Raw genomic sequence first — 26,584 nt, forward strand, 5'->3', positions numbered from 1 at the left:
CCCCGGACCGGATACTTCCCCAGACGGCGGGGGACCGGACCGACGCCGACGCCGGGGAACCGGACGGATCAGGATTCGAGAAGCGCCGACGACCGGGCTTCACCTAGCGTGGCGCGTGGACTCCGTCACATCACATCAACCGGCACCGTCGGTGACGTACGCCGTGGACGGTGGACACGACCGCGCGGACGGAGTCGGCGAACGAGTACCCGGCGTCGCGCGCGAAGCTGGTTGGATCGAGGCAGGCGATGCCGGCGGCGACCGTGAAGGCGGCCGCGCCCGACAGATGGAGACACGATGAGCAAGGCCACGAGGACGGACACGCGGCCGCCCGCGCCGCACGATGCCGACAGCCACGATCTGATCCGCGTGCTCGGCGCGCGGGAGAACAATCTCAAGGACGTCAGCATCGAGATCCCCAAGCGCCGGCTGACGGTGTTCACCGGTGTGTCCGGCTCGGGCAAGAGCTCGCTGGTGTTCAACACGATCGCCGCCGAGTCGCAGCGGCTGATCAACGAGACCTACAGCAGTTTCGTGCAGGGATTCATGCCCACCCTCGCGAGGCCCGAGGTCGACGTCCTCGAAGGCCTGACCACCGCCATCATCGTCGACCAGCAGCGGATGGGTGCCGACCCGCGCTCCACGGTCGGCACCGCCACCGACGCCAACGCGATGCTGCGCATCCTCTTCAGCCGGCTCGGCAAGCCGCACATCGGCCCGCCCAGCGCGTACGCCTTCAACGTCCCCTCGGTCACGGCGAGCGGGGCCATCACCGTCGAGCGCGGTGCCAAGAAGGCGGTGAAGGCGACCTTCAACCGCACCGGCGGCATGTGCGTGCGCTGCGAAGGCCGGGGCGCCGTCTCCGACATCGACCTCACGCAGCTCTACGACGACTCCAAGTCGCTCGACGACGGCGCGATCACCATCCCCGGCTACGGCTCGGACGGCTGGAACATGCGGCTCTACAAGGAGTCGGGCTTCGTCGACCCGGGCAAGCCGATCCGCAAGTACACGAAGAAGGAGCTGCACGACTTCCTCCACCACGAGCCGGTCAGGATGAAGATCGCGGGCATCAACATGACCTACGAGGGTCTGATCCCGCGGATCCAGAAGTCGATGCTCTCCAAGGACAAGGAGGCGATGCAGCCGCACATCCGGGCGTTCGTGGACCGGGCCGTCACCTTCACCCCCTGTCCCGAGTGCGACGGCACCCGGCTCAGCGAGGGCGCCCGTTCGTCGAAGATCAAGCGGATCAGCATCGCCGACGCCTGCGCGATGCAGATCAGCGACCTGGCCGACTGGGTGCGCGGTCTGGACGAGCCCTCGGTGGCACCGCTGCTCTCCGCGCTCCAGCAGACGCTCGACTCGTTCGTGGAGATCGGCCTCGGCTACCTCGCCCTGGACCGGCCGGCGGGCACGCTGTCCGGCGGTGAGGCGCAGCGCGTCAAGATGATCCGTCATCTCGGCTCCTCGCTCACCGACGTCACCTACGTCTTCGACGAGCCCACGGCGGGCCTGCACCCGCATGACATCCAGCGGATGAACGACCTGCTGCTGCGGCTGCGCGACAAGGGCAACACCGTGCTCGTCGTGGAGCACAAGCCGGAGACGATCGTGATCGCCGACCACGTCGTCGACCTCGGACCCGGCGCCGGTACGGGCGGCGGCTCCGTCTGCTTCGAGGGCACGGTCGAGGAACTGCGGACCGGCGGCACCGTCACCGGCCGCCACTTCGACGACCGTGCCTCGGTCAAGGAGTCGCTGCGGAAGCCCACCGGCACGCTGGAGATCCGCGGCGCGTCGGCCAACAACCTGCGCGATGTCGACGTCGACATCCCGCTCGGGGTGCTGGTCGTCGTCACCGGCGTCGCCGGGTCCGGCAAGAGCTCGCTCGTGCACGGGTCCATCCCGGCCGGCGAGGGTGTCGTGTCGGTCGACCAGGCACCGATCCGTGGTTCGCGGCGGAGCAACCCGGCGACGTACACCGGTCTGCTCGACCCGATCCGCAAGGCCTTCGCGAAGGCCAACGACGTGAAGCCGGCGCTGTTCAGCGCCAACTCCGAAGGCGCCTGCCCCACCTGCAACGGCGCGGGGGTCATCTACACGGACCTGGCGATGATGGCCGGCGTCGCCACCACCTGCGAGGACTGCGAGGGCAAGCGGTTCGACGCGTCGGTCCTGGAATACCACCTCGGCGGCCGTGACATCAGCGAGGTGCTCGCGATGTCGGTGGACGAGGCCGAGGAGTTCTTCGGCGCCGGTGAGGCGCACACACCGGCCGCGCAGCGCATCCTCGGGCGGCTCGCCGATGTCGGGCTCGGCTATCTCACCCTCGGACAGCCGCTCACCACACTCTCCGGTGGCGAGCGACAGCGGCTCAAGCTCGCCACGCACCTGGGCGACAAGGGCGGGGTCTACGTCCTCGACGAGCCGACCACCGGCCTGCACCTCGCCGATGTGGAGCAGTTGCTCGGTCTGCTCGACCGGATCGTCGACTCGGGCAAGTCGGTCATCGTCGTCGAGCACCACCAGGCGGTCATGGCGCACGCCGACTGGATCATCGACCTCGGTCCCGGAGCCGGTCACGACGGCGGCCGGCTCGTCTTCGAGGGCACGCCGGCCGACCTCGTCGCCGCCCGCTCCACCCTCACCGGCGAACACCTCGCGGCCTACGTCGGCACCTGACCGAAGCCCGCGCGGGCACGTGGGACGAGTTCCGGCCACCGGGTCGAACTCGTCCCACCCGCCCGGCACCCCCGCTCGGCACCGGCACCCCGCTCGGCACCGGCACCTGACAACCGGCACCGGCACCGGCACCCGACACGACATCCGAATCCCCTCGGACGGACGGACGGATGGATGGATGGACGGCCCGACCCCGGCACCGGTCCGATCCGGAGTCGAGAAGCGTCGGACGCCGCCGAACGGAGCCTGCCCTGACCGCAGGTGGCGACCCGCCGGCGGGACCGGCCCGGGTCAGGACGGGCACCGCCGGACCCACCGGGCTCCGCGCGCGCCGCGCCCGAAATGCACCTACGGTTGACGCACAGAGCGGCGCCCGCGGACAGCGACTCCTTCCGCCTCCAGCGCCCCCGTCAGCACATCAGGAGGCCGGCCGCCATGACCACAGCATCCGAAACCCCCGTCCTGGACACCCTCGCCGCCATGACCGTCGACTCCCTCGAGCGGTGCGGACTGCCCACGGACCAGCTCCTTCTCACCCGCATCGCGGCGCTCGCGGCCTCGGACGCGCCGCCCATCTCCTACCTCGCGCACATCGACCCCGCCATCAAGGCCGACCTGACGATGGCCCAGGTGCAGGACGTCCTGGTGGCCATCGCTCCCATCGTGGGTACGGCCCGTGTCATGACGGCGGCGGGCAACATCACGGCGGCGTTCGGTATGGCGATCGCCGTGGCCGAAGCGGAGATCGAGACGGAGGCCGCCGCCGGGGGCGGGAGTTGAGGGCGAGCGCCAATTGGTGCTGAACCGGTTTGTATCGGCAGGGTCAGCTAGGTCAGGTAGCTGTAGGCCGCATGAGTCGCCTGGGGGCCCTTGTTGGTGGCCGAGGGGCGGGGTGCCCGGCTGATGTCCTCAACTCGGCTTTCTCCCGCGCGACTTCGCCACCACTGTGGATCCGCGGAACCATCCGGGCACCCCGCTCTCCCCGTCCCCGCCCTCCCCCTTGTCCTCATGCCCTCATGCCCTCATGGCCTCATGGCCTCATGGCCTCATGGCCGGATGAGCGTCACCTCGCGACGGTGGGAGTCCTGGACCTCGGGGGACCAGTCGCCGGTGCAGTAGACGGACACCTCGCTCATGGAGCCGTCGCGTACGTCGGCCCGGAGCAGTTCGCGGCAGTACCAGATGCCGTCGGCGCTCTCCCAGCGTTCCTCGAACTCGATGACGATGCCGGTCCCCGTGACGTCGGCACGGTGGCGTGGCACGGTGCCGAGGAAGGGGTGGCTGGTTCGGCGCAGGGCCACGAGGTTGTCACGGCCGGATGTCTGGAGCCGCCACTGGGGCAGGCTGAGGTCCACGAACACATCGTCCGTGAAGAGTCCGGCGGGGGCGCTGTTCGTCTGCACGAACTCCACGAAGAGCTCCGCGAGTTCCTTGGCCCGGCGGGCGTCGAGGGCGCTCATGACGGTGCCTCCGCGAGATTGCGGCCGATGGTCCGCATGGTGCGGTCCAGTTCGGTGGTGGGGCTGAACTCGACGACCTCGGTGCCCGCGAAGAGGAGGGGCAGGTGGCCCGGTGCGCCGTAGTAGGCGTCTCCGGCGTGGAAGACCTCGTCGTGGTCGACGTACCGGAACACGATCTTTCCGGAGATCACCTGGCCCCAGTGCGGGCACTGGCACCGGTCCTGGGGCAGCCCCCTGAAGAGCGGCGCCGGATCCATGTCCGCCTTCATGGTCTCGTACGAGACGGTGTACGGGCCGACCTCGGCGTACCGGCCCTCGATCACCGGCTCGTCGACTTTGAGCTCCGCCTCCGCCTTGGCTGTGCGTGGCATGACGTCCTGCCCTTCGTTCCGCGGCCGTACCCGGTTTCGCACGGCGCCTTCACCCATGAGGCGTGAGGTCGGACGGCACGGTGTGAGGTGGTGGCTCACCGGCGTCGATCGCATGCCCGGTGGCCCGGTGGCCGGTGGTCCGGTGGTCCGTCCCCGGACTCACAGGCGCCAGGCGGGTGGGTTCTCGGGCTCGTAGACACAGAGGGTGCCCGTCCGCACGGCGGTCCCCAGGTGGCGTCCGAGCTCCGGGTGGACCGCCGCGACCCGGCGTACGGCGGCGCGGACGCGTGCCGTGACGGCCGTGCGGGCACGTTCCGCGGGGGAACCGGCGCGGCGGACGTGGCCGCCGATGCCGTACGCGGCGGACAGCTGACGGACGAGCGCGTCCTTCTCCTCCGCGATCCGGCGCGACCGTACGGCGTCCCCGGCCGCGTCGGCGTCCTCGGCCTCCTCCTCCAGCTCCCGCAGCCGTCGCCGGTACGCGGCGCGCGCGGTGGCGTCGATCGCCTCGCCCAGGTCACCGGGAGGGTGCAGATCCGTGGTGCCCGTGTCACCGGCGACGGCGGTGGCACCGGGTGTCGCCAGATCGACCGCCGGGACCGGGGTGCCCGGCCGCCCGAGGAGCACGGCGATGTCGTGCAGCCCCTTGCTGTCGGGAAGGCGGACCTCCCGGCCGGCGTAGACCAGATGCCACAGCGGGCCTTCGCGGCGGAAGAGAGGTGCGGGCAGGGGAGAATCCGGCTGCTGCGCAGCGGCCCCGGGCCGCCCCGCGGTGGGGCGGCCCGAGTCCGGGAGCGCGGCATCTGTGGGGCGGGCCGGGGCGGCGGGCGGCGCGTCGGCGGAGACCGGGCGTCGCGCGTCGTCGCTCATGGCGTCCCGCGCCGAGACGCTGTCGCCGCGGGACGCCGTCGGTGCCGGAACAACTGTCCCGGTTCCGCTCTGCTGAATACTTCCCGCCCCCATCGCCCCCATCGCCCCCATCGTCCCTGCCGTCTCCTCCGCGATCCGCTCGGCGAGTGCGACCGCTCCGGCCTCCATGGCGGCCCGCACGGCGCGGTCACGGTGGTGGCGGGCTGTTCGGTCGTCACCCACGGACCGGGCCAGGAGGGCCAGATGACGGTCGACCGGGCCTCGGATCGCCGCGCCGATGCCCTCCACCACGAAGAGGCCCGCGTACGGTGCCAACGCGTCGTAGAGCACGGGCGCGGAGGGGTGGGTGCCCACCGCGCCGACGGTCTCCGCGGCCTGGGCCGTCATCGGCAGCCACTCGCTGTCCCGAGGAGCCCGCACGAGCGACGGCAGCACCGCCGCCAGGCGCCGCGAAGCCTCCTCCAGTCGGCCCAGCTGCGCGGCGAGCAGGCCCAGCGTGACGCGTGGCCACACGCCCGGCATCCGCTCCAACGGCGCCCGGTCGCGGAGCTGTCGCAATTTGTCCCGGTCGCCGGTCTCGGCGTAGAGACACCAGCGCTGTGTCTCCGCGAGCAGCGCGGCGTTGGTGCTGCCCGCCGCGCGGCCCAAGGTCTCCACCTCTTCGAGCGCGGCGGCGCAGTCGTCGTAGCGTCCCTCCATCAGGGCCCGGGTGCCGCGCCACAGCGGTACGTACCACGCGTACAGCGGTTGCCGCAGCGGCCGGGCCGTCGTTTCGTACGCGGCCGCCTGGGCGTTGGCCTCGGCGAACGAGCCCGTCTCCATCAGCGCGACCAACCGCAGCCGTCGGCCGAGGAGTTCGAGGGCGAGTTCGCGCCGGGAACGGGCCACGGCGATGATCTCCTGGGACCAGCCGAGGCGGTCACGGCAGTGGTCGGGGCCGGGCCGGGCGTCACACAGGGCCGCGAGCGCAGGTCCGAGGGTCGCCGGGTCGCCGACCTGACGGGCCGTGGCCACAGCCTCCTTCGCGAGAGCGACCCGGTGTTCCTCCGGTTCGAGCAGAGCCGCTGCCAGGGAGAGCCGGGCCGTGACAGCGGCCCGCAGCGCGGCATGCGCCGTATCACCCGCGAGGGCGGAACGCGCCTCGCCGAGCAGATCGACCTGCTCACGATCTGCCACATCGACCTCGAAGCCGACGGGACCCGTGCCAAGTCCCAGCGCTGCCCGCGCGATCAGGTCGGGGCGCCCTGCGCGGCGGGCGAGCGAAGCGGCGCGCAGCAGGGCGGAACGGGCTGCCGTCCAATCGCCGGACCCGAGCCGCGCCGCCCCGAGCCCGAGCAGCACCTCGACGTGTTCCTCGGCGTCATCGAGACCCTGATCCGCGCCGTCGCCACCCTCGATGTTCCCGAGGGTCCCTCCGGCCCTGGCATCGGCGTCGGCCCTGGCATCGGCGTCGGCACCGGACCTGGCGCGGGGACCGGCGCCAGGTCCGGGACCGAGATCGGCTCCGGCTCCGGCTCCGGGACCGGCACCGAAGCCGTCCCCGGCTTCCTCCGAGGCGCCGGCGCCCCCGGTCGCGTACGCCCGCGCGGCTCTCTCGTACCAGCGCGCCGCCTCCTCGAAGGCGAGAAGCGCCGCGGCACGGTCGGCGGCCTCCCGGCAGTATCCGGCGGCCTCGCGCGCGTGCTCCGGGCCGGAGAGCAGGAGGTGGTGGGCGACCTCGGCGGGCCCGGTGTCGCGGCCGCGCCGGGCGTAGCCGGCCAGAACGGCGGCCACCGTGTGGTGCAGCCGGGCCCGCTCACCGGGCGACGGCCTCCCGGACAGGGCCTCGCGCAGGAGGTCGTGCCGGAAACGGCCCTCGTTCGCCCCGGCCTCCGCCAGGAGTCCTGCTCCGGCCGCCTCCCCGAGCAGTGCGCGCACCTCGTCGAGGGGCACGGCGGCGGCATCGGCGAGCACGTCGAGCCGGAACCGTGTTCCCAGCAGGGAGGCGATGTCCAGCAACCGTGCGGCGCGGGGCGAGAGTTCGGCGGAACGGGCGCGGACCGCGTCCCGCACCTGGACGGAGACGGCCGTCGCCGGGGCGTCGGAAGTGGGACCACCGAGGCCACCACCCGCCCGGAGGAGCTCCGTTACGAAGAACGCGTCACCGCCCGTGTACCGGGCCAGGGCGCGCACGGCCGAAGGCGCGGGCGCGTCGCCCGTGGCGGCGTTGAGGAGAGCCGCCACGTCCTGCTCCCGGAGCGGTCCCACGGGCAGCGCGCGGCCGCGGCGCAGCAGCTGAGTGCGGGCCCAGGCGCGGTCGTGCCAGGCGGTGTCGTCGTCGCGGGCCGTGGCCAGCAGGAGGACCCGGGCACCACGCACGGCGTCCGAGGTCTCCAGGAGCAGTCGAAGGGATGAGGCGTCGGCCGCGTGCACGTCGTCGAGGACCAGCATCAGGGGCCGCTGCCGTGCCACCGTCGTCAGGACCTCGGTGACGTCCCCGGCCATTTCCAGCCGCGCCGCTTCCGGGTGCGCGTCCCGGTCGGTGTCCGTCCGCCCGTCTGCCGCGGACCCGGCCATCAGTGCCCGCAACGAGGGTGACGCGGCGACCAGCCGGGCACAGCGCACGTCGTCCACGACGAGTTCGCGCAGCAGCCGCGACCAAGGCGTCAGCGCGTGTTCGACGGTGTCCGGCGCGCACCACGTCCACACCGTGCGGAAGTCCACGGCGCGGGCGGCGGCCTCCTCGGCGAGGCGGGTCTTTCCCGCTCCGGCCGCCCCTGTCAGGGTGACGAGTCCGCCCCTGCCGATGACGGCGCGCTCGCCCGCCTCTCGGAGCTCGCCGAGGACGTCCTCACGTCCCACGAACGGGAAACCCGTCACCATGGCAGTCCTCGTCGGTCCTTCGGGGCGACCGTCCTTGTCGCTCCGAGCCGTTCTCTCGCCGCTCCGCCCTCCTCGTAGAGCGTAGGCACGGGACACGAACGCCGCGAGGCACGGACACGCCGGTGCGGCGGACCCGCGGACCGGCACCGGCATACGGCGAGGCGTCGGCCACGGCGTACGGGCGAGGCGTCCGCATCCCGTGCCGGGGTTTTAGGCCGGCCCGTTCCGGCGATCGGGACGGACGAGGGCCCCGCCGCCGGGCTGTTTCGCCGGGCGGCGCATGATCGCCTGCGTTGTCGGTCAATTGCTCGGCAGGGAGAGTTCCCGCGCGGACGTCGCGGACGTCGCGGACGTCGCGGACGTCGCGGACGTCGCGGACGTCGCGGACGTCGCGGACGTTGCGGACGTTGCGGACGTCGCCTCGATGGTGCACGGCGCCGCCTGCGAGAGCGCGGTCGCGCCGGCCCACGCGGACGGCGACGCCGACGAGTTGCTCGACGTCACGCTGCGCCGGTTCCGTCAGCTCTTCTCGTCCTTCGCCAAGGCCGACTGACAGGTTCCCGCCCGCCGCCGATGCTCACCGGTACCCGTCCGCGACGTCGAAGACACGGGCGCCGACCGGTCCCGGGGCCACGTGACGCAGGTATGCGCGAACGGAGGGCGCGCTCGGCCCGTTGTTCGGGTGCTTGTGGGATGGCGGGGGCGGATGCCGGGTCCGGACGTCGGAAGCCGGAAGCCGGATGTCGCCGACTCGCCGCGTGGCGTGCGGGGACGGGCGACGGAGATCGCGGTTCGGACGAGGCGAACACGCTGCTTCAGCCCGGCATCGCCGCCCGGTAGGGGCGGAAGAACGCGCGGAGTTCCTCCGCGTAGAGCTCGGGTTCCTCGAAGGCGGCGAAGTGGCCGCCGCGGGCCGGCTCGGTGAACCGCGCGAGGTTCGTCGTGCGCTCGAGCCAGGCGCGCGGCGGGCGGACCACGTCGCCGGAGAAGATCGAGAAGCCGGACGGCACCTCGACCCGGCGGGCGAGCTGCGCGGGCGGGATCGCGCCGTTCGCGCGGTACATGCGCATCGACGAGCCGATCGTCCCCGTGAGCCAGTAGATCGTCACGTTCGTGAGGATCTCGTCCTTGGTGAAGGACCGTTCGATGTCGCCGTCGCAGTCGCTCCACGACCGGAGCTTCTCGACGATCCAGGCGGCGAGCCCGGCCGGCGAGTCGGTGAGCCCCACGGCGGCGGTCTGGGGTTTGGTGCGGTGCATGGCTGCGTACGCCCCCTCGGTACCGCCCCAGGCCGCGGCGCTCTCCATCCAGGCGCGCTCCTCGGGTGTCAGGTCGGCGGGGTCCCCGGTGAACACGGGGAGACCCCCGTCCGTGCGGTGGACCGCCACGACACGGTCGGGGTGATCGAGCGCGAGGTAGCGGCTCACATGGCTGCCGAGGTCACCGCCGGCCGCGCCGAACCGCTCGTATCCGAGGACGCTCATGAGTTCGGCCCACAGACCGGCGACGGCGATGGAGTCGAGCGGCGGGCCGGTGGGGCGGTCGGAGTACCCGTAGCCGGGGTTGTCGGGCACGATCACATCGAACGCGTCGGCGGGATCGCCCCCGTGCGCGCCGGGATCGGTCAGCAGCGGGATCACCTTCGTGTAACGCCAGAACGAATCGGGCCAGCCATGGCTGAGCACCAGCGGCAGGACCCGCCCGGACGGCGCGACGGCTCGGGCGTGCACGAAGTGGATCCCGAGATCCCCGAGCTCGACGCGGAAGCGGGGGAGCCGCGCGAGCGCCGCCTCCCGCGCCGGCCAGTCGAACCCGTCGGACCAGTACGCGACGAGCTCCCGGAGGTAGCCGACGTCGGTCCCGAGCGACCAACCGGCGTCTTCGGGGGTGTCCGGCCAGCGTGTCATGCGCAGCCGTGAGCGGAGGTCTTCGAGTGCCGTCGGGGCGGTCCGCGGAGTGAACGGCTCGGGGCGACGCGCGACATCAGGCATGAGCCGCATCCTAGGGAGCGGGCCCTGCTTCTTCTCGAACGCGCTGAGCAGGCGTGGCGCCCAGGTGCGGCCTCGCGTCTCCGGCCGGCCTCAACCGACGTCCGTGGCGCGAGCGGTGCGCTCGGAACGGCCGGTCACCTGGCGCTGTCGGTCCACGTCCTCAGCCGGGGCACGACCGGCGTACCGCCCGGCGCCGCCTTCCGGCGCCGAGGCCCGGCGCGGGACCCGCCCACCGGGCTCAACCGGCCCGGTCCCCGTACGCGGTCCTGCTGGCCTCGATCTCCGCGATGTGCTCGATCGCCCAGCCTGCCAGCGCGAGGGCCGGCGGGATCAGGCTCTGCCCGGTGGGGGTCAGCGCGTACTCGACGCGGGGCGGGACCTCCGCGTACGCCGTCCGGGACACCAGGCCGTCGCGCTCCAGGTTCCGCAGGGTCAGCGTGAGCATCCGCTGCGAGATGCCGGGTATCTGCCGCTGGAGGTCGGTGAAACGCAGGCGCCCCTGCTCGAGGGTCGTCACGATCAGCAGCGTCCACTTGTCGCAGATCCGGTCGAGGACGGCGCGGATCGTCCGCCCGCCGTCCCCGCGGATCATGCAGGTGTGCTCGTACTGCGACATGACAACTCCCTGTGGGTAGCGCACAACCATGTGCCTTTTGTAAGCCCTCCGGCAGTGACTCATCATGAGGCAACTTACGCCTGGTAACTATTGTGCAGGGGGTCCCCATGGACGTCGCCTACTGGATCGTCGCAGCGCTGCTGGCGGCGTTCTACCTCTACGCCGGAGGCATCAAGATCCTGCAGAGCCAGGAGCGGCTTCAGCCAATGATGGGGTGGGTCGATCGCGTGCCCATGCCGGTCGTCCGGCTCATCGGGACGCTGGAGGTGCTGGGCGCGGCAGGTCTGATCCTGCCACCGCTCACCGGCATCGCGCCCGGACTCGCCGTCGCCGCGGCGACGGGCCTGGTGCTGATCCAGGTCGGCGGAATCGCTGTCCACGTCTCTCGCGGCGAGACACGGACGATCGGCCTCAACATCGTCCTGCTGGTGGCCGCGGTGGCGGCCGTCTGGCTGGGGACCACCTGGCTCTGACCGGTCCGCCGCACACGAGGCCATGAACACGAGGCCATGAACCCGACGCCGTGCCCACGGCGCCGTGCACACGAGGCCATGCGCGCGGCGCCGTGCGCACCACGCCGCCCACGCAACGTCGCGCACACCCCGTCCCACCCAACGCAAAGGGCGGGAGCCCGGCACGAGGTGCCGACTCCCGCCCCGGAACGCGACCGCTCAGGTGCGGTAGGCGTAGTACGCGGCGTTCGGGTACGACGCGATGATGCTCGCCAACGACCTGTTGTAGGTGTTGGTGGAGTGGTACGAAACGTACGGCAGGCCCTGCGGGCTGCGGTACGTGACGATCATCGTGTGGTCCTTGGACCCGTCCTTGTTGAAGTCCACCTGCACGACGTCACCGACGTCCGCCTGGTAGACGTTGGCAAGGCTGGTGACCCGCTTGGAGGACAGCGCGAACCACGAGAACTCGTTGACACCGACGAACGAGTCCGACTGGATCTCGGAGTTGCCGAACCACTTGTGGAAGTCGGTCCCGTCACCGGGAACGTGCTTCCAGCCGCCGGCCTTCAGGGTCTGGCTGACGAAGTTCGTGCAGTCGCCGCCGGCACCCTCCCCGTTGAAGTTCGGGTAGGCCGGGTTGTAGTTGTTCCAGTACTTCGCCGCGTACGCCGCCATGGCCTTGTAGTCGTAGCCGGTGGCCGAGAAGTTCTTCGGCTTGGCCGGCGCCGGCTGCGTGATCGCGGCGCGGGTGGCGGAAGGCGGGGTGTTGGCACCGGTCATCGGCGTGGCCACGAGCTTGGTGGTCGCGACCTGGTTGACCGCGAGCCCCTCGTCCGTGTCCTTGATGTCGGTGAGCTGCCAGTCGCCCTTGCGGTCGGCCTTGAACGTCAGCGTGTGGTGCGCCTCGAAGCCGGTGGTCTTCGGCTCGGTGCCCTTGGCCTTGTCGTAGGCCAGCGCCGTCGTCTCGGTGACGTCGACAGTGGCGTGACGGCCCTTCACCACCGTACGGTCCAGCGACACGGTCGTGTTGGCCGAGCGGTACTTCTCGCCGAGCTCCGCCAGACGGGCCTTGCGGCTCTCCAGCTTCGCCAGCGCGGACTTCTCGGCACGCGACTGGGTCGAGGACAGCCGAACGTCGCCGGAGAACCGGGACGTCTTCTGCTTCGTTCCGTCGTTGTCCACCAGGGCGTCGGTACGGTCGGTGAAGACCGCGTCCGCGAGCCGCTGGAAGGTGGCCTTGGTCGACGCGTCCACCTTGGGGTCGGCGGTGACGCTCGCCGCGCCCGCGGACCAGTTGGGCAGCAGGGCTGCGCCGGCGACGACCGAGGCGGCCGCCGCCCCGACTATGGTTGCGCGTTGCCGCTTACGGCTCAGTTTCCTTGATTTCAATGGTGTTCCCCTCTACGCCGGTATTCGATACCGGAGCCGCATCCTCGCACGGCGTGTGTGGCTCCTGTGAAGGGGGTTGCCGAAGCGGTATCGAGGTGAGACGGCGGAAAGCCGCAGCTCCGCGTTCTAAAGGGCAATCCCGGCAACCGGCCCTGCCCGCTGGAACCGGCCGTCGTTTCCAGAGCTGTCAGGCCGGAAGCGGTGGCCCTTGGCCGGTCCCGGTGAGGAAGCGTCACCTGCGGTTGCGAGGAGGCGGACTGGGAGAACAGGTGCTCCGTCAGACCGTTGGTCCGGACCGTTGGGGTAGACCGCTCCGTCAGACCGTTGGGGTAGACCGCTCCGCCGGACGGTTGGGTCAGACCGCTCCGTCAGGCCGCTCCGTCCGGTGTTCGAGCAGGTGGCGAGATGGGCCCGGCGCGAGTGGCCGGCGCGAGCGACCGTCCGCCAGTACGTCGAAAGGTCATGATCCGCACGCCCCACGTACCCTCTTCACCGTGGCAGCTTCCCCCTTGTACCGCGTCGCCGTTCTCGTGCTCGAGGGTGCCAAACCGCTCGATGTCGGTATTGCCGCGCAGGTGTTCACAACCCGGGCGAGCATGCCGTACGAGGTGCGGGTGTGCGGCGCGGAACCCGGACTCGTGACCGGTGGCGACGGCCTGTCGTACCACGTCGCCCACGGCCTCGAACAACTCGCCTGGGCCGACATCGTGTTCGTGCCCGGCTACCGGTCTCCGGACCGCGAGGACCCGCCGCGGGCCGTCGGTGAAGCACTGATCGCGGCCCATGAGAGGGGCGCGCGGCTCGCCGCCATCTCCACGGGTGCCTTCGCGCTCGCCGCCACGGGGCTGCTCGACGGCAAGCGTGCCACGACCCACTGGCACTACACGCGGGCGCTCGCCGCGAAACACCCGCTCATCAAGGTCGACGAGAACGTCCTCTTCGTCGACGAGGGGAGTGTGCTCACGTCGGCCGGCGCCGCCTCGGGGATCGACCTGTGCCTGCACATCCTGCGCGGCGACCTCGGAGTGGCCGCGTCGAACCATGCGGCCCGGCGCCTGGTCGCGGCCCCCTACCGCAGTGGCGGCCAGGCGCAGTACGTGCCGCGCAGCGTGCCCGAACCCCTCGGTGAACGGTTCGCCGCCACCCGCGAATGGGCGTTGCACCGGCTCGGCGAACCTCTCTCCCTCGAAGCGCTCGCCCAACACGCGGCAGTCTCACCGCGGACCTTCTCGCGGCGCTTCGCCGACGACACCGGATACACGCCGATGCAATGGGTCATGCGGGCCCGCATCGACATGGCCCGCGAACTCCTGGAGCGTTCGCAATGGAGCGTCGAGCGGATCGCCGCGAGCGTGGGTCTCGGCACCGGTGCCAATCTGCGGCTGCACTTCCAGCGGATCCTCGGCACCACTCCGAGCGAATACCGGCGCACCTTCACGCAGGGCGAATAGCCGACCGGGGCGGAGCCCGCCACGCGGTGGCGGGATCCTTGCGGACCCTGGCGATCTCGCCGCTGTCACGGTCCGATGCCGCGCGCGAACCTGGGAGGGAGCCGAAGGGACACCACTCATGACTCGTATCGCCATCAATGGATTTGGCCGCATCGGACGCAATGTGCTGCGCGCGCTGCTCGAACGCGACACCGACCTGGAGGTCGTCGCGGTCAACGACCTGACCGAGCCCGCCACGCTCGCGCGGCTGCTCGCCTACGACTCGACGGCCGGCCGGCTCGGTCGCCCGGTGACCGTCGACGGGGACACCCTCGTCGTCGACGGCAGGCGCATCAAGGTACTGGCCGAGCGCGAACCGGGGCAGCTGCCCTGGGCCGAGCTCGCCGTCGACGTCGTACTGGAGGCCACCGGCCGTTTCACCTCGGCCAAGGCGGCCGGGGCCCACCTCGACGCCGGTGCGAAGAAGGTCCTCGTCAGCGCGCCGGCGGAGGGCGCCGATGTGACACTCGCGTTCGGCGTCAACAACGACGCCTACGACCCGGCCGCGCACACGATCGTCTCGAACGCCTCGTGCACGACCAACGCGCTCGCGCCCCTGGCCGCGGTGCTCGACGAACTCGCCGGGATCGAGCACGGCTTCATGACGACGGTGCACGCCTACACCCAGGAACAGAACCTTCAGGACGGTCCGCACCGTGACGCCCGCCGCGCCCGCGCCGCCGCCGTCAACATCGTGCCGACCACGACCGGCGCCGCGAAGGCGATCGGCCTGGTGCTGCCGAACCTCGACGGCAAACTGTCGGGCGACTCGATCCGGGTGCCGGTTCCGGTGGGCTCGATCGTCGAGCTCAACACCACCGTGGCCCGCGATGTGACACGCGACGACGTCCTCGCGGCCTACCGCGCCGCGGCGGACGGGCCGCTCGCGGGCGTTCTCGAGTACTCGGAGGACGCGCTGGTGTCGTCGGACATCACCGGCAACCCCGCCTCGGCGATCTTCGACTCGGCCCTCACCCGTGTCGACGGCCGTCACGTCAAGGTGGTCGCCTGGTACGACAACGAGTGGGGCTTCTCCAACCGGGTCATCGACACGCTCGGGCTTCTCGCGGCCGGCTGAGCCGACGCCAAGATGAGGGGGTCGTCCGACCGGGGCATCGGGCGGCCCCTGAACCGTGCGCCGACCGTCGTGCGGCAGGATGGGTGCATGAGCGTAGTCAAGATCAACGTATTGACCGTGCCGGCCGAACAGCGGGAGACGCTGGAGAAGCGCTTCGCCTCCCGCGCCCACGCCGTCGAGGGTTCCGACGGATTCGAGTGGTTCGAGCTGCTCCGGCCCGTCGAAGGCACCGACAGCTACCTCGTCTACACCCGCTGGCGTGACGAGGAGTCCTTCCAGGCCTGGATGGAGGGCCCGATGAAGGCGGCCCACCAGGGCGGTGAAGCGCAGGGCGGCGAGCGTCCCAGGCCTGCGGCGAGCGGGTCCACGCTGTGGTCCTTCGAGGTCGTGCAGCAGGCGGCGCCGACCAGGCCGTAGACGGATCGTCGCGCGAACGGCCGGCGGCGCCCGAGCGCCGCGGGCCGGTAGCGCCGTGTCCACGGGGTGTTGAGTCATCCACGTATCCGATGGTCCTGACCGGCCGGATGTCGGTCACGGGACGCCGGCTTCGAACAGGACGTAGCCGGCGTAGGAGCCCGAGGCGAGTGCCGCGATGGCGAGGACCGTGCACAGGACCGGCGTGCTGAGCCGGCGCATGGCGGTGGCACAGGGGATGAGAAGGGGGAAGGCCGGGAGCAGGTAGCGGGAGACGTTGCCGAAGATCTGCTGGCTTCCCAGGACCAGTGCGATCGTCAGAAGGGTGTACACGGTCAGGACGAGTGGTGGGCGCAGCCGGAACAACAGGGGCAGGACGATCAGGGCCAGCAGGACGGTGCCGGCGGCGATGACGTCCTCGAAGGGACAGGCGTAGAGGTAGTCGTAGTGGCCGACCATGAGTGACGCGAACACCTTGAAGGTGTGCCGCCCGTAGTCGAATGTGTGGGCCCAGGCGCCGTCCTGCAGTTTGAAGTACCCGCTGTAGTCGCCCATTCGGTAGCCCACCCAGCCCAGATAGCCGGCCAGGCCGACAGGGGCGATCGCGACGGCCGCCAGCGGGCGCAGGACCGCGTCCCGGCGTCCCGACGCGTCCGGGCGGGGGAGGCTTCCCGGGCGGCGCGGCGCGCGCCGGAGCCGCAGCAGTTCCGCCAGCGCGGCGAGGGTGAGTGCCGCGATCAGCGCGGTGGCCGTCGGCCGGGTGAGGCCCGCGGCGCAGGTCAGGAGACCGGCGGTGAGCCAGTTCCGGCGCATGACGGCGTAGCAGGCCCAGGCGGCGAGGGCGATGTACAGGGATTCCGAGTAGCCGGACCACTCCATGCCCGAGCCGGGCCACACGGCCCAGAGCCCGGCGGCGGCGAGCCCGGCCCGGCGGCCGCTGATCCGGGCTGTCACGGCGTGGACGGCCAGTGCGGCCACGAACGAGGCGGCGACGGAGACCACCAGGCCGGCACCGAGCAGACCGAGCCCGGTGCAGGACGAGACCAGGCGCATCAGGGCCGGGTACAGCGGGAAGAACGCGGCGGAGTTGCCCTCAAGGGTGATCAGGCCGGTGGCACCGGGCACCGGTACGAGGGCGGGGTGGTAGCCGTGCGCGGCGATCTGCTGGTACCACCAGCCGTCCCAGGTGGCCAGGACGTCCCAGGTGTGGGCGCCGCCCCCGAAGCGGGGGTTCTTCCCGCGGAAGTCTCCGGAGGAGTCCAGCAGGTACATGAAGACGCAGAAGCCGATGAGCTTCATCGTGCCGTACAGGGCCAGGACCGGGCCGTGCCGCCGTGCCGCCGCCCGGCACAGCCGTGCCCACCGGGCGCGGGTGCCTTCGAGGGTGCCTTCGCGGGCCGGGGTGCCGGTGAGCGCACCGGAGGAGAGCGGGGCGGCTCCCCGCGCTTCGGAGCACGCGCCCCGGGCCGGGCTCGTGCCGCCCGGACGTTTGACGGTGGGCCAACTGGCTGCGGTGCGAGGCCTGTTTCCCTGCCGCGTCAGGGGGTTCGCGGGGCCGGGGTCGTTCATCGCGGCTCGCTTCCCGTGTCGTCGCCGTGGGCGTCGGCGGTGAACACCCAGGTGCGCAGGAGCAGGAAACGCAGCAGTGTCGCCGCCAGGTTGGCCGTGACGAGGACGATGATCTCGACGGTCCGTCCGGGTCTGTGTGTCCAGCGGTGCAGCGCGGCCAGTGACCCGCCGGTGAGCGCGAGGCCGAGGCCGAACACGGCAAGTCCCTTGGCCTGGTGGCGCAGTGCGCCACCCCGGCCGCGCAGGCCGAAGGTGAGCCGTCGGTTCGCGGCCGTGTTGGCGACGGCGCAGACCAGCAGCGCCCAGGCGTTGGCGGCCTGCGGCCCGGTCATCGGACGCAGCGCCGCGTAGAGGAGGACGTACCCGATCGTGCTCACCGCGCCCACGGCACCGAAGCGCAGCGACTGAGCGGTCAGGGAGGCCCGCGGCTCACCCTCGGAGGTGCGCCCCAGCCGTGCCGTCGGGAGCGTGCCACGGGCCAGCGCGTGGCCGACTCTCGCGATGCCGCGCAGGTCGGCCACGGCGGTGGAGACCAGGTCGACCCGGCTGTCGGGGTCGTCCACCCAGTCGACCGGTACCTCGTGGATACGCAGCCCGGCGCGTTCGGCGATCACCAGCAGCTCGGTGTCGAAGAACCATCCCGAGTCCTCCACCAGGGGCAGCAGACGCTCGGCGACATCGCGGCGGACGGCCTTGAAGCCGCACTGCGCGTCGGAGAAGCCGACGGCGAGGGTGGAACGCAACAGGGCGTTGTAGCAACGGGAGATGATCTCCCGTCGGGGCCCCCGGGTCACCCGGGAGCCGCGGGCCAGCCGGGAGCCGATGGCGATGTCGGAGTGCCCGGATATCAGCGGGGCGACCAGTGGCAGGAGCGCGTTCAGCTCGGTGGACAGGTCGACGTCCAGATACGCGAGCACCGGCGCCTTCGAGCCCGACCACGCGGTCCGCAGGGCTCGGCCGCGCCCCTTCTCGTCGAGTCGTATCCACCGGGCCTCGGGCAGGTCGGCGGCCAGCCGGGCGGCGATTCGCGGGGTGGCGTCGGTGCTGGCGTTGTCGGCGACCGTGATGCGGAAGGGGTACGGGAACGTCTCGCGCAGGTGGGCGTGCAGGCGCCGGACACTCGGCTCCAGGTCGGTCTCCTCGTTGAACACGGGGACGACCACGTCCAGGACGGGTTCGGTGTGGTCCGCCGGCAACGGAAGGCGGACGGGCAGGCGGTCGTCGAGTGTGTGCTCAGCGGGCAGGTGGTCATCCGGCGTGCCCTCGACAGGCGGCCGTTTTCCGGGTTTTCGCTCCATGGGCAGTCCCCTTTCGAGGTCCTTGAAGTTCTCGAAGCCCTCGAAGCCCGGAGAGGCGGACCGCAATGCCTTCGTCATGATTCGTCCTGTTCTGTGCGCTGTCGCCAGGCAGGCCGAAGGCGTTCACGGCCGAACCGCGCTGACGGAGTGGGGATGTGGGTGGTGTGCGGACAGGGGGTGTGGCGGCCGGGCGGTGGCGGGCGGGAACCTGTCCGGGGGCCGAGCCGGTTCGCGGGAGCGGACCGGCGGAGGTCGTGCCGGAGTTATCGGCTGTCGGTCGCTCCGGCGGACGGCGACGAACGGTCGAGGCTCGAAGTCGACGAGCTCGATGAGCTCGACGAGCTCGACGGGGTCTCGCTCGGCGTCACCGGCGCGGTGGCGGGTGCGCTGGTCGTCGCGGTCCCCCCGGGGGCGGAGCTGACGGAGGACGAACTCCCTGTCGGGGTCGCCGTGTCGGGCGGACCGGAGGATCCGGCGGTGTTCTCGGCCGTGGCGGTGGCCGACCCGGTGGGAGTTCCGCCAGGGGGCGAGGTCGGTGACTGGGTGGCGTACGGGGAGGCGGGGCTGGTCGCGGGCCGCGGCACGGGGCCCAGCGGCATGTCGTGCTCCGGGGTGTGCGGCAGCAGGAACAGGCCGAGGCTGACCCCGGCGACAGCCAGGACGCAGCTCGCGGCCTTCTGTGCCGCGCGGACCCGGCGGCGGACGCGCACACCGTCGCGGAGGCTGTTCTGCTGCGCGGGCTCGAAGGGGGTGTGTTCCTGGGCGTCGCGCATCATTCGCGCCAACTCCCGCTCGAAGTGATCCATGCTCTCCTTCACCCCACCGGCTCGATGACATCCGCCAGGATCTGGCGCAGCCGCGCCACACCGCGTGACGCGTGGGAACGGGCGGTGCCCAATGGGCAGCCCAGGACCTCCGCGACCTGCCTTTCGGGCAGATCCTGGTAGTAGCGCAGCACCACTGCCGCCCGCTGCCGGGGCGGCAGCTGGGCGAGGGCCGCTTCGAGCCGCGACCGTTCCACCACGGCCGCGGACTCGTCCCCCGTGTGCGCCAGGTCCGGCAGTGCCTCCACGGGGCGTTCGCCCCACCACCGTCGTCGTGCGGAGCGGGCGGCGGCGCGTGCCAGCACCTTCCGTACGTACGCTTCGGGCGCCTCGTCGGCGACCTTCGCCCAGACGAACCATAGTTTGACCAGGGCTTCCTGGAGCAGATCCTCGGCGCGGTGCCGGTCACCCGCGCAGAGCAGCCGGGCGAGGTGGAACAACGCCGACCAACGGGCCGCGACGAACGCGTCGAAGCCGTCGATCCCTTCGGCTCTTGTCTGTTCCATCCGCACCGTCCCCGCCCTTGCCGCCTTCGTACACCTGGGGAAAGACGCTGAGGGGTGCCTCGCTATGCACCTGAGGCGGGTGATCTGGGTCACGCGGGGCGTGCGTCCGTGCCGCATACGAGGGCGGCCCGCTGTGGGAGTTGGGCCACCGCCCCCGTGTCCAGCCTGACCTTGAACGACTTCATCGTCCGATTTCGGGGACGCTGCTCCCGTACCGTCCCGTCCGCACCACTCGTACCGTCCCGTCCGCACCACCCGAGCCGTCCTCGGCACAGGACCCTGGCTGCGGCTACGCGTGAGCCGAGCAGCTCATCGATGGACTTCTCGCGGACCGAACCGGCGCGCGGTGGATGAGAGTTGAACAAGCGGAGGGCGATCAAACTCTGGTCCGGCGGCCTACCGGCCGGTATACAGACCAGGTTGGGTCTGCCGGGCAGGAGCCGTCCGGCCTGCCGCGGCGCCACGAACCCTGGTGCGCCGCGGGAAGCCGGTTCCCGTTCAGCAGGCCGTCATGGCTTCAGGGAGGGGCAGGATGAACCATCACACGCGCCCGGACAATGGCGTCCCGGGACGACGGGGCGCCATGGCGCTGGGGGCCGCGCTGAGCAGCTGTGTCCTCGTCGCCGGCGTCGCGGCGGCGACGCCCGCCGCGGCGGGCGAAGGGCACACACCGCATGGCGTGGACTACGTCGCGCTCGGCGACTCGTACACGTCCGGCCCTTTGATCCCTCAGCAGGTCGACGCGAACTGCGCGCGGTCCGACCACAATTATCCCTCGATCACCGCTGCCGTACGCAAGGTCGCCTCGTTCACGGACGTCAGCTGCTCCGGCGCGAAGACCGACGAGATGTGGAAGGCGCAGGGGACCAACGGACCCCAGCTGAACGCGGTGAAGCGCGACACGGACCTGGTGACCCTGCAGATCGGCGGCAACGACATGGGGTTCGGCCCCATAATCGCCACCTGCGCCGGGCTCAGTTCGAAGGACCTCGCGGGTAATCCCTGTCAGCAGTACTACGGCGCCGCGGGATACGACCAACTCACCCTGAACATCCTCCAAACGGCTCCCAAGGTCGCCCGGGTGCTGCGCGAGATCCACGCCAGGGCTCCGCACGCCCGGGTGGTCGTCGTCGGCTACCCCGACCTCCTGCCCGACGACGGCAGCGGCTGCTATCCGACCGTTCCGTTCGCCGCGAAGGACTTCCCCTATCTGCGGGACACCGGCAAACGGCTGAACCTGATGCTGCGCGCCGTGGCGCTGTTGAACCGGGCCGAGTACGTGGACACCTACGGGCCGACCGTGGGCCACGACATGTGCAAGGCGCCCGCCGATCGCTGGATCGAGCCGCTGCGCCCGACCTCGCCCGCCGCTCCGGCCCACCCCAACGCCAAGGGTCAGGAAGCCATGGCGCGCGCGGTGTTGGCGCACCTGGGTCAACGAGCCCGGCACCACTGACCGTTCCGGTCGTGACGCCCGGCGCGTGAGCGCCCCTGTCGGCGAGCGCCCGTGCGCTCGCCGACAGGCTTTCCCGGGCCGCGGCTCAGCCGCCTTTGCCGACGGCCACGCGTGCGTCAGGGAGTCGGAACCTCGTCCACGAACGCGGTGCCGGCGCCGCGGTAGGCGGCCACCTTCGAGGCCACCTGGGCCGGGGTGAGGACCTGGTCCTTGACGTGCAGGACGTAGTCGACCTGTTCGTCGTACGCGCGGGCCGCGGTCGAGGTCTGTCCTGCGAGGTCGATCAGCCACTGGTTGAAGTTGATCGACATAGGCCGCTCGGGCAGGTACTGGGCGTCGTGGGTGCCGAAGAGCTGGCCGTCGATGTAGTACTTGATGCTGCTGTTGTCGATGGTGAGCACCAGGTCGTGCCATCCGGCGTAGCTCTGGCGTGCCTCGGTGTGCTGGTTGACGGCCTGCCAGGGATCCGGGTTGTACGTCTCCCAGGAGGTCGTGTAGAGGATGTTGCCCGACTCGCCCCAGCCGCCGTTGGGCAGGTACTCGAAGTCGTACTCGGCGTAGTCGTCGGCCATCGGCGCCGTGAGGTCGTTGATGGTGAAGAACGTCTGCACCAGGTGATCGCCGTCCGGGCCGGACTCGGGAGCATCGGCGAACTTCACCCGCGCCGCGTAGGTGCCGTTCTTGAACTTCATGCTCTTGGAGACGACTTCGGTCTGCCGGGTGGATTCCGCGGTGCCCGAGGTGGACGTCCGCAGGTTCATCACCGAGTTGCCGGACACGGTGGGGAAGGTGACCTTGGAGGGGTCCCAGGTCGCGCCGGGGACGCCGGGGCCGCCGGAGTTGGAGCGGACGTTCCAGCCGTGCGCGGAGATCGCGGGGTCGGTGTACGACGAGTAGGTGAAGTCGTCGAACAGGGACTGGCCGCCACCGGGCGGATCCGTCGGCGGATCGGTGGGGTCGGTCGGATCAGTGGGGTCGTTGCCCTCCGGTGCCGTGCCCCACACCGTGGCTCCGGCGAGCTGGGCGGTGACCTTGTTCCAGTCCGCGTACGAGGTCTGCGCCCCGTTGAAGGAGTAGTCGTCCGCCTGGTTCACGGACTGCCAGCTGGACTGGTAGAAGCGCAGCTGCATGTCGCCGGTGTCCGTGCCCGGTGCCAGTGTGCCGGCCGCGGAGGTGAAGCCGATCTCCAGGTAGCGGTCCGCGGTCGCGGTGGGATGAGTCAGGGTGCCGAACGTGCCGGTGACGTTCGCGCATCCCTTCACCGCCCAGGAACAGGCGAAGCGATAGGTGGTGCTCGCGGAATCCGCCTTGAAGTAGTAGCGGATCTTCACCTGGCTCAACTGCACAGCTGCGGAGCCGGTGTTGCGCACCTTGAACCAGGGCTCGCTCTGGTCCGCGGTGGCACCGCTCGCGCTGGTGCGGTACTGGACGGCGAGACCTCCGGCCGCGGCGGCGGGGGCGGACATCGGAACGGCGACCAGGGCGGTGCCGCCCAGGAGTGCCGACAGGGCGAGCGCCACGCGACGGCGGCCCGTGGGGGGACGGTTTCTCATGTGAGTTCCTTCCGGTGGGCTCCCGCCGACCGCGGGAGGTGGGGGTGCTCAGGAACACGAGAGGACATTCCGTGCTTGACCAGTTGGCCGATCGGGTTTACCAGTTGACGTCGCCTGAAAGTGGCATAGACCATTGCGCCCGTCAACCCCCTTGTATCAAAGGGGACTTGCTCGGATCGGGACAGGCCGGGTTACCTGTGCAGTGAAGCCGCTTTACTTCGATCCCTTGACCAGCAGACCAGTTAGGGTCAGAGGCCATACCAGTTGGCCGGTACCGACGACGAACGAGAGTCCTGCATGGAGATCGATCCCGCCGCCTCCCGCGCGGTACTCAAGCGTGAAAGAGTCCGCGACACGATCCTGGAACTCATCGAGGAGCGCCGCCCCGGAGACGCCATTCCCTCCGAGCGTGCTCTCTGCGCCCAACTCGGGGTTTCCCGGCCCACTTTGCGTGCAGCGGTGGACCAACTCGTGGTCGCCGGGCTGCTGGTGCGTGAGCACGGGCGAGGCATGTTCGTGGCCGCCGAGAAGATCACCCAGGAACTGGTTCCGGACCGGCAGACGTTCAGTCTGCCCCAGGCCGCGGGTACCTGGACCAGCAGACTCCTGGAATTCAGCACGCTGTCCGCCGGTGCCCGGGTGGGCCGCCGGCTGCGCATCTCGCCGGCTGCCGAAATCCGGTACGTGGCGCGGCTCCGGCTGGTCGACGGCTCGCCCATGGCCATCGAGTACCTGCACGTCCCGGCCGACCTGGTACCGGACCTGACCAGTGACGAACTGGAGAACGGCGACCTGTACGAGCATCTCGGTGAACGGCACGGAATCCAGGTCAGTGAGGCGGTCCAGTCGATCGAGCCCACGGTGGTGACCCGCGACGAGGCGGGCCTGCTCGACGTGCCGGAGCTGTCCCCGGCCCTGCTGTTCGAGCGCCTCACCTCGGACGCCCTGGGCCGACCGGTGGAGTACGTCCACTCGATCTACCGCGGAGACCGCTACAGGATCGTCTCCCGGCTGGCGCTCGGCCCGCGGTCCGGGCACCCGTCGCCCCGCGACGGGCACCACCCCGGTATCCCGCCGGGAGACTTCCTGCCGGGCGAACCCGTCACCTTCTCCACCCGCGGAGTGGTGGCCGGCGGCCTCTTCGGACCCGCCGGCGGACGAGGCGAGGGCGGCCCCGCAAGGTGACAGAGAGGGCCCGCGACGTGACAGCGGCAAAGGGCCGCCCCTCTCACCTGCTCCCGGTCGATCCCCAGGCCGACTCCCGGACGATCCCCTCACCGGCTCCAGGACGATCCCCTCACAGCCGTTCACCGTCACCCGGCCGAGCCGTTCACCGGCTCCAGGCCGGCGGGCGCTTCTCGGTGAACGCCCGGGCGCCCTCGGTGGCGGCACCGGTGGTGAAGACGGGCGTGCTCAGCGGATCCTGGACGGTGTAGGCGGTGTGGTCGTCGAGGCCGCGGGTGTCCTGGACGATCCGCTTCGTGATGTGGACGGCGTCGCGGGAGTGGGCCTGGACGCGTTCGGCCAGGGCGAGTGCCGCGTCGAGGGCTCCGCCTTCACGGGTGAGCCGGTTGACGAGCCCGTACCGGGCCGCGTCCGGAGCGGGCAGGGCGATCGCGGTCAGCAGCATCTCCATGGCCACGTGGTAGGGGAGACGGACGGCCCCACCCTCGGCCGCCACGAGCCCCCGGGCGACCTCGGGCAAGGCGAAGAACGCGGTGTCGGATGCGGTGATGAGGTCGCAGGCGAGGGCGAGTTCGAAGCCGCCGGCGACGGCCGCGCCCTCGACGGCGGCGACGAGCGGCTTGCGGATGCGGGCGCGGGTCAGTCCGGCGAGCCCGCGGTCGGCGACAAGCGGAACGCCTTCTTCGGGGAAGGCCTTGAGGTCCATGCCCGAACAGAAGTGGCCGCCCGCTCCGGTGAGGATGCCGACGGACAAGGACGGGTCGGACTCCAGGCGGGTGAGGGCCGAGTCCAGGGAGACCGCCAGCGCCCGGTCGACGGCGTTACGGACGCGGGGCCTGTTGAGGGTGATGAGCAGGACGCCGGGGCGTGGTTCGGCCGTCGTCACTGCGGGGTCATGGCTGTCCATACGGTGTACTCCTGGGCGAGGGGGTGTTCGCAAGGAAGGGCGGGCGCGGCGGGTGGACGGGGGCAGGCAGGCGGGCGGGTGCGCGGGTGAACCGGGTCGCCCGGCGGGTGCGCGGGCTCGCGGGCCGCGCACCCGTGGGAAAGGTGCGGTCAGATCCGTACGACGGGCAGCGCGGCGAGTCCGCGCATCACCCGGGCCGGTCGCCAGGGGAGTTCGTCGTCGGGTTTGGCCAACTGCACCTGACCCAGACGCTGGAGCAGGAGCGGGAAGGCGACGGCACCTTCGAGCCGGGCCAGGGCGGCGCCGATGCAGAAGTGGGGGCCGTAGCCGAAGGCGAGATGGTCATTGGGCGTTCGGCCCACATCCAGCCGGTCGGCGTCCGGGAAACGGGCCTCGTCGCGGTTGGCGGAGCCGATCAGGAGACTGACGATGTCCCCCTCGCGGATCGACTGACCGTGCAGGCCGATCGGTTCGGCGGCGCACCGGAACGTCGCGTCCCGCACCGGGGAGTCGTAGCGCAGCAGTTCCTCGACCGCTGTGCCGACGAGTTCCGGGCCGGCTTCCGGTCCTGTGAGCCGGGCGGCCTGGTCCGGGTTCCGGAGCAGCGCGAGCATGCCGTTGCCGATGAGGTTCATGGTGGTGTCGTGGCCGACCAGCAGCAGGAGGTAAGCGGTCGAGCGCAACTCCTCCTCGCTCATGGCGCCGCTGTGGTCGCCGGCCCGTACCAGCGCGCCCAGCAGGTCGACTCCACTGCTCTCACCGCTGGTTCGTTTGCCGGCGATCAGACGGTCGAGAAGGGCATGCAGATCGTTCTCCACCTGGGCCGGATCCCGTCCCGGAGCGGGCGCGATCGTGGCCATGAGTGTGTCCCGGGTCGCCGCGTCGTCGAGTTCCTCGGGGACGCCGAGGATCGCGCAGATCATCCGGAAGGTGAGGGGCGCCGCGAACGCCGCGATCACGTCGATGTGGGTGTCGTGCTCGATCCGGTCCAGCAGGCGGCTGGCGGTGTCCGCGATGAAGGGCTCCAACCGGGCGATACGGCGGGGCACGAACGCCGCGTTCACCAGGGTCCGCAGACGGGTGTGGTCCGGGGGGTCGGCGTGCACCAGATGCCGGTTCAGGCCGGCCGGCCCCGGGAGATAGCCGGGAACCCGGCCCGGGTCCTTGCTCAGCCGCCCGTCGGTCAACAGGGCTCGCACGTCCGCGTAGCGGGAGATCTGCCACACGGTGGGCCGACCGGGCCTGCGGTCCGCGTGAGCGGGTGCGTGCCGGCGCAGCCAGGTGAAGTAGGGGTAGGGATCCCGCACCCGCGTGGCCGGCAGGTCAGGGGGCGGGGAGGGTGTGTGGGGAGCGGGCACGCCGGCTCCGGACTCGGTGATCGGAACGGACACCGCGCCAACGCCGGGACGTGACCGAAAGATACGGAAACCGTCGAGATTCCGCGTGACAGGAGGGCAGGATCGCCCCGACGGGTCAGTCCGTCCGGGGGGTTCGGGGGCGGTGTTCGTCCGACGCGACGGAGCTTGACCCCTCGGCTAGTGTGATGTGGACGACATGCTCATTCCGGTTATTTCGTGCTGCCGACCGCTCCGCCGACTCTCGTGC

Annotated in this window: 22 protein-coding genes; 9 read left to right on the plus strand and 13 right to left on the minus strand. The window is 71.2% G+C overall.

The annotated features are described in order from the left end of the window. The first annotated feature begins 297 nt into the window (after positions 1–297). Together ACFYW8_RS01840 and ACFYW8_RS01845 are read left to right on the plus strand one after the other, a co-directional pair. On the plus strand, positions 298–2,685 hold the full coding sequence (locus ACFYW8_RS01840; RefSeq protein ID WP_389065978.1) for an ATP-binding cassette domain-containing protein: 2,388 nt from the start codon (positions 298–300) through the stop codon (positions 2,683–2,685). A 435-nt stretch (positions 2,686–3,120) separates the two neighbouring features. Further along, positions 3,121–3,465, plus strand: a complete 345-nt coding sequence (locus ACFYW8_RS01845; RefSeq protein ID WP_389065983.1) for a carboxymuconolactone decarboxylase — start codon at positions 3,121–3,123, stop codon at positions 3,463–3,465. Between the two features lie 266 nt (positions 3,466–3,731). Here ACFYW8_RS01845 and ACFYW8_RS01850 read toward each other — a convergent pair whose 3' ends face one another. The 3 genes from ACFYW8_RS01850 to ACFYW8_RS01860 all read right to left on the minus strand — a co-directional run bounded on the left by ACFYW8_RS01850 (position 3,732) and on the right by ACFYW8_RS01860 (position 8,248). Continuing rightward, positions 3,732–4,145, minus strand: a complete 414-nt coding sequence (locus ACFYW8_RS01850) for a hypothetical protein (protein ID WP_365873740.1) — start codon at positions 4,143–4,145, stop codon at positions 3,732–3,734. After that, positions 4,142–4,516 carry a hypothetical protein gene (locus ACFYW8_RS01855; protein ID WP_365873742.1) on the minus strand — a complete coding sequence of 125 codons (375 nt, stop codon included), beginning with the start codon at positions 4,514–4,516 and terminating at the stop codon, positions 4,142–4,144. The genes ACFYW8_RS01850 and ACFYW8_RS01855 overlap by 4 nt, the downstream gene beginning before the upstream one ends. A gap of 159 nt (positions 4,517–4,675) precedes the next feature. Then, positions 4,676–8,248: an ATP-binding protein gene (locus ACFYW8_RS01860; protein WP_389065991.1), complete on the minus strand. Its 3,573-nt coding sequence runs from the start codon at positions 8,246–8,248 to the stop codon at positions 4,676–4,678. A gap of 280 nt (positions 8,249–8,528) precedes the next feature. Here ACFYW8_RS01860 and ACFYW8_RS01865 point away from each other — a divergent pair, with 280 nt between their 5' ends. Then, positions 8,529–8,801 (plus strand): hypothetical protein, encoded by a 273-nt coding sequence (locus ACFYW8_RS01865; RefSeq protein ID WP_389065995.1) that lies wholly within the window; start codon positions 8,529–8,531, stop codon positions 8,799–8,801. Positions 8,802–9,063: 262 nt separating this feature from the next. On the opposite strand, the gene ACFYW8_RS01870 is transcribed toward ACFYW8_RS01865, so the two are convergent. Both ACFYW8_RS01870 and ACFYW8_RS01875 read right to left on the minus strand, forming a co-directional pair. Then, complete coding sequence (locus ACFYW8_RS01870) at positions 9,064–10,239, minus strand: epoxide hydrolase family protein (RefSeq protein ID WP_389066000.1); 1,176 nt, start codon at positions 10,237–10,239, stop codon at positions 9,064–9,066. A 238-nt stretch (positions 10,240–10,477) separates the two neighbouring features. Beyond that, complete coding sequence (locus ACFYW8_RS01875; RefSeq protein ID WP_365873750.1) at positions 10,478–10,855, minus strand: helix-turn-helix domain-containing protein; 378 nt, start codon at positions 10,853–10,855, stop codon at positions 10,478–10,480. A 107-nt stretch (positions 10,856–10,962) separates the two neighbouring features. On the opposite strand from ACFYW8_RS01875, the gene ACFYW8_RS01880 reads away from it, so the two are divergent. After that, positions 10,963–11,328: a DoxX family protein gene (locus ACFYW8_RS01880; protein WP_389066006.1), complete on the plus strand. Its 366-nt coding sequence runs from the start codon at positions 10,963–10,965 to the stop codon at positions 11,326–11,328. A 198-nt stretch (positions 11,329–11,526) separates the two neighbouring features. Here the strand turns inward: ACFYW8_RS01880 and ACFYW8_RS01885 are convergent, their stop codons facing one another. Continuing rightward, complete coding sequence (locus ACFYW8_RS01885; protein WP_365873754.1) at positions 11,527–12,699, minus strand: amidase domain-containing protein; 1,173 nt, start codon at positions 12,697–12,699, stop codon at positions 11,527–11,529. A 494-nt stretch (positions 12,700–13,193) separates the two neighbouring features. On the opposite strand from ACFYW8_RS01885, the gene ACFYW8_RS01890 reads away from it, so the two are divergent. The 3 genes from ACFYW8_RS01890 (at position 13,194) to ACFYW8_RS01900 (ending at position 15,684) form a co-directional block, all read left to right on the plus strand. Then, positions 13,194–14,150, plus strand: coding sequence for a GlxA family transcriptional regulator (locus ACFYW8_RS01890; RefSeq protein ID WP_389066013.1), 957 nt, complete (start codon positions 13,194–13,196; stop codon positions 14,148–14,150). Between the two features lie 118 nt (positions 14,151–14,268). Further along, the gene (gap, locus tag ACFYW8_RS01895) at positions 14,269–15,267 is read left to right on the plus strand and encodes a type I glyceraldehyde-3-phosphate dehydrogenase (protein WP_365873758.1); all 999 of its coding nucleotides are present in this window, start codon (positions 14,269–14,271) and stop codon (positions 15,265–15,267) included. A gap of 87 nt (positions 15,268–15,354) precedes the next feature. Beyond that, a complete protein-coding gene (locus ACFYW8_RS01900) occupies positions 15,355–15,684 on the plus strand; it encodes an antibiotic biosynthesis monooxygenase (protein ID WP_365873760.1) in 330 nt (109 codons plus the stop codon). A gap of 114 nt (positions 15,685–15,798) precedes the next feature. Here the strand turns inward: ACFYW8_RS01900 and ACFYW8_RS01905 are convergent, their stop codons facing one another. The 4 genes from ACFYW8_RS01905 to ACFYW8_RS01920 all read right to left on the minus strand — a co-directional run bounded on the left by ACFYW8_RS01905 (position 15,799) and on the right by ACFYW8_RS01920 (position 19,878). Further along, positions 15,799–16,980, minus strand: coding sequence for a hypothetical protein (locus ACFYW8_RS01905; RefSeq protein ID WP_389066591.1), 1,182 nt, complete (start codon positions 16,978–16,980; stop codon positions 15,799–15,801). A gap of 266 nt (positions 16,981–17,246) precedes the next feature. Next, entirely contained in the window at positions 17,247–18,446 is a 1,200-nt protein-coding gene (locus tag ACFYW8_RS01910; RefSeq protein ID WP_389066595.1) for a glycosyltransferase, read from the minus strand. Positions 18,447–18,811: 365 nt separating this feature from the next. After that, a complete protein-coding gene (locus ACFYW8_RS01915; protein ID WP_389066018.1) occupies positions 18,812–19,354 on the minus strand; it encodes a hypothetical protein in 543 nt (180 codons plus the stop codon). A gap of 8 nt (positions 19,355–19,362) precedes the next feature. After that, positions 19,363–19,878 carry a SigE family RNA polymerase sigma factor gene (locus ACFYW8_RS01920; protein WP_365873764.1) on the minus strand — a complete coding sequence of 172 codons (516 nt, stop codon included), beginning with the start codon at positions 19,876–19,878 and terminating at the stop codon, positions 19,363–19,365. Between the two features lie 532 nt (positions 19,879–20,410). On the opposite strand from ACFYW8_RS01920, the gene ACFYW8_RS01925 reads away from it, so the two are divergent. Then, complete coding sequence (locus tag ACFYW8_RS01925) at positions 20,411–21,334, plus strand: SGNH/GDSL hydrolase family protein (protein WP_389066026.1); 924 nt, start codon at positions 20,411–20,413, stop codon at positions 21,332–21,334. Between the two features lie 116 nt (positions 21,335–21,450). Here the strand turns inward: ACFYW8_RS01925 and ACFYW8_RS01930 are convergent, their stop codons facing one another. Then, a complete protein-coding gene (locus tag ACFYW8_RS01930) occupies positions 21,451–22,887 on the minus strand; it encodes a cellulose binding domain-containing protein (RefSeq protein WP_365873768.1) in 1,437 nt (478 codons plus the stop codon). A gap of 297 nt (positions 22,888–23,184) precedes the next feature. Here ACFYW8_RS01930 and ACFYW8_RS01935 point away from each other — a divergent pair, with 297 nt between their 5' ends. After that, positions 23,185–24,072, plus strand: coding sequence for a GntR family transcriptional regulator (locus ACFYW8_RS01935; protein WP_389066033.1), 888 nt, complete (start codon positions 23,185–23,187; stop codon positions 24,070–24,072). 145 nt (positions 24,073–24,217) lie between these two features. On the opposite strand, the gene ACFYW8_RS01940 is transcribed toward ACFYW8_RS01935, so the two are convergent. Continuing rightward, the gene (locus ACFYW8_RS01940) at positions 24,218–24,979 is read right to left on the minus strand and encodes a crotonase/enoyl-CoA hydratase family protein (protein WP_389066036.1); all 762 of its coding nucleotides are present in this window, start codon (positions 24,977–24,979) and stop codon (positions 24,218–24,220) included. 149 nt (positions 24,980–25,128) lie between these two features. Continuing rightward, entirely contained in the window at positions 25,129–26,337 is a 1,209-nt protein-coding gene (locus tag ACFYW8_RS01945; protein ID WP_389066039.1) for a cytochrome P450, read from the minus strand. Positions 26,338–26,584 lie beyond the last annotated feature (247 nt).

It is taken from the genome of Streptomyces sp. NPDC002742 (genome assembly GCF_042888885.1).
Taxonomy (GTDB): Bacteria; Actinomycetota; Actinomycetes; order Streptomycetales; family Streptomycetaceae; genus Streptomyces.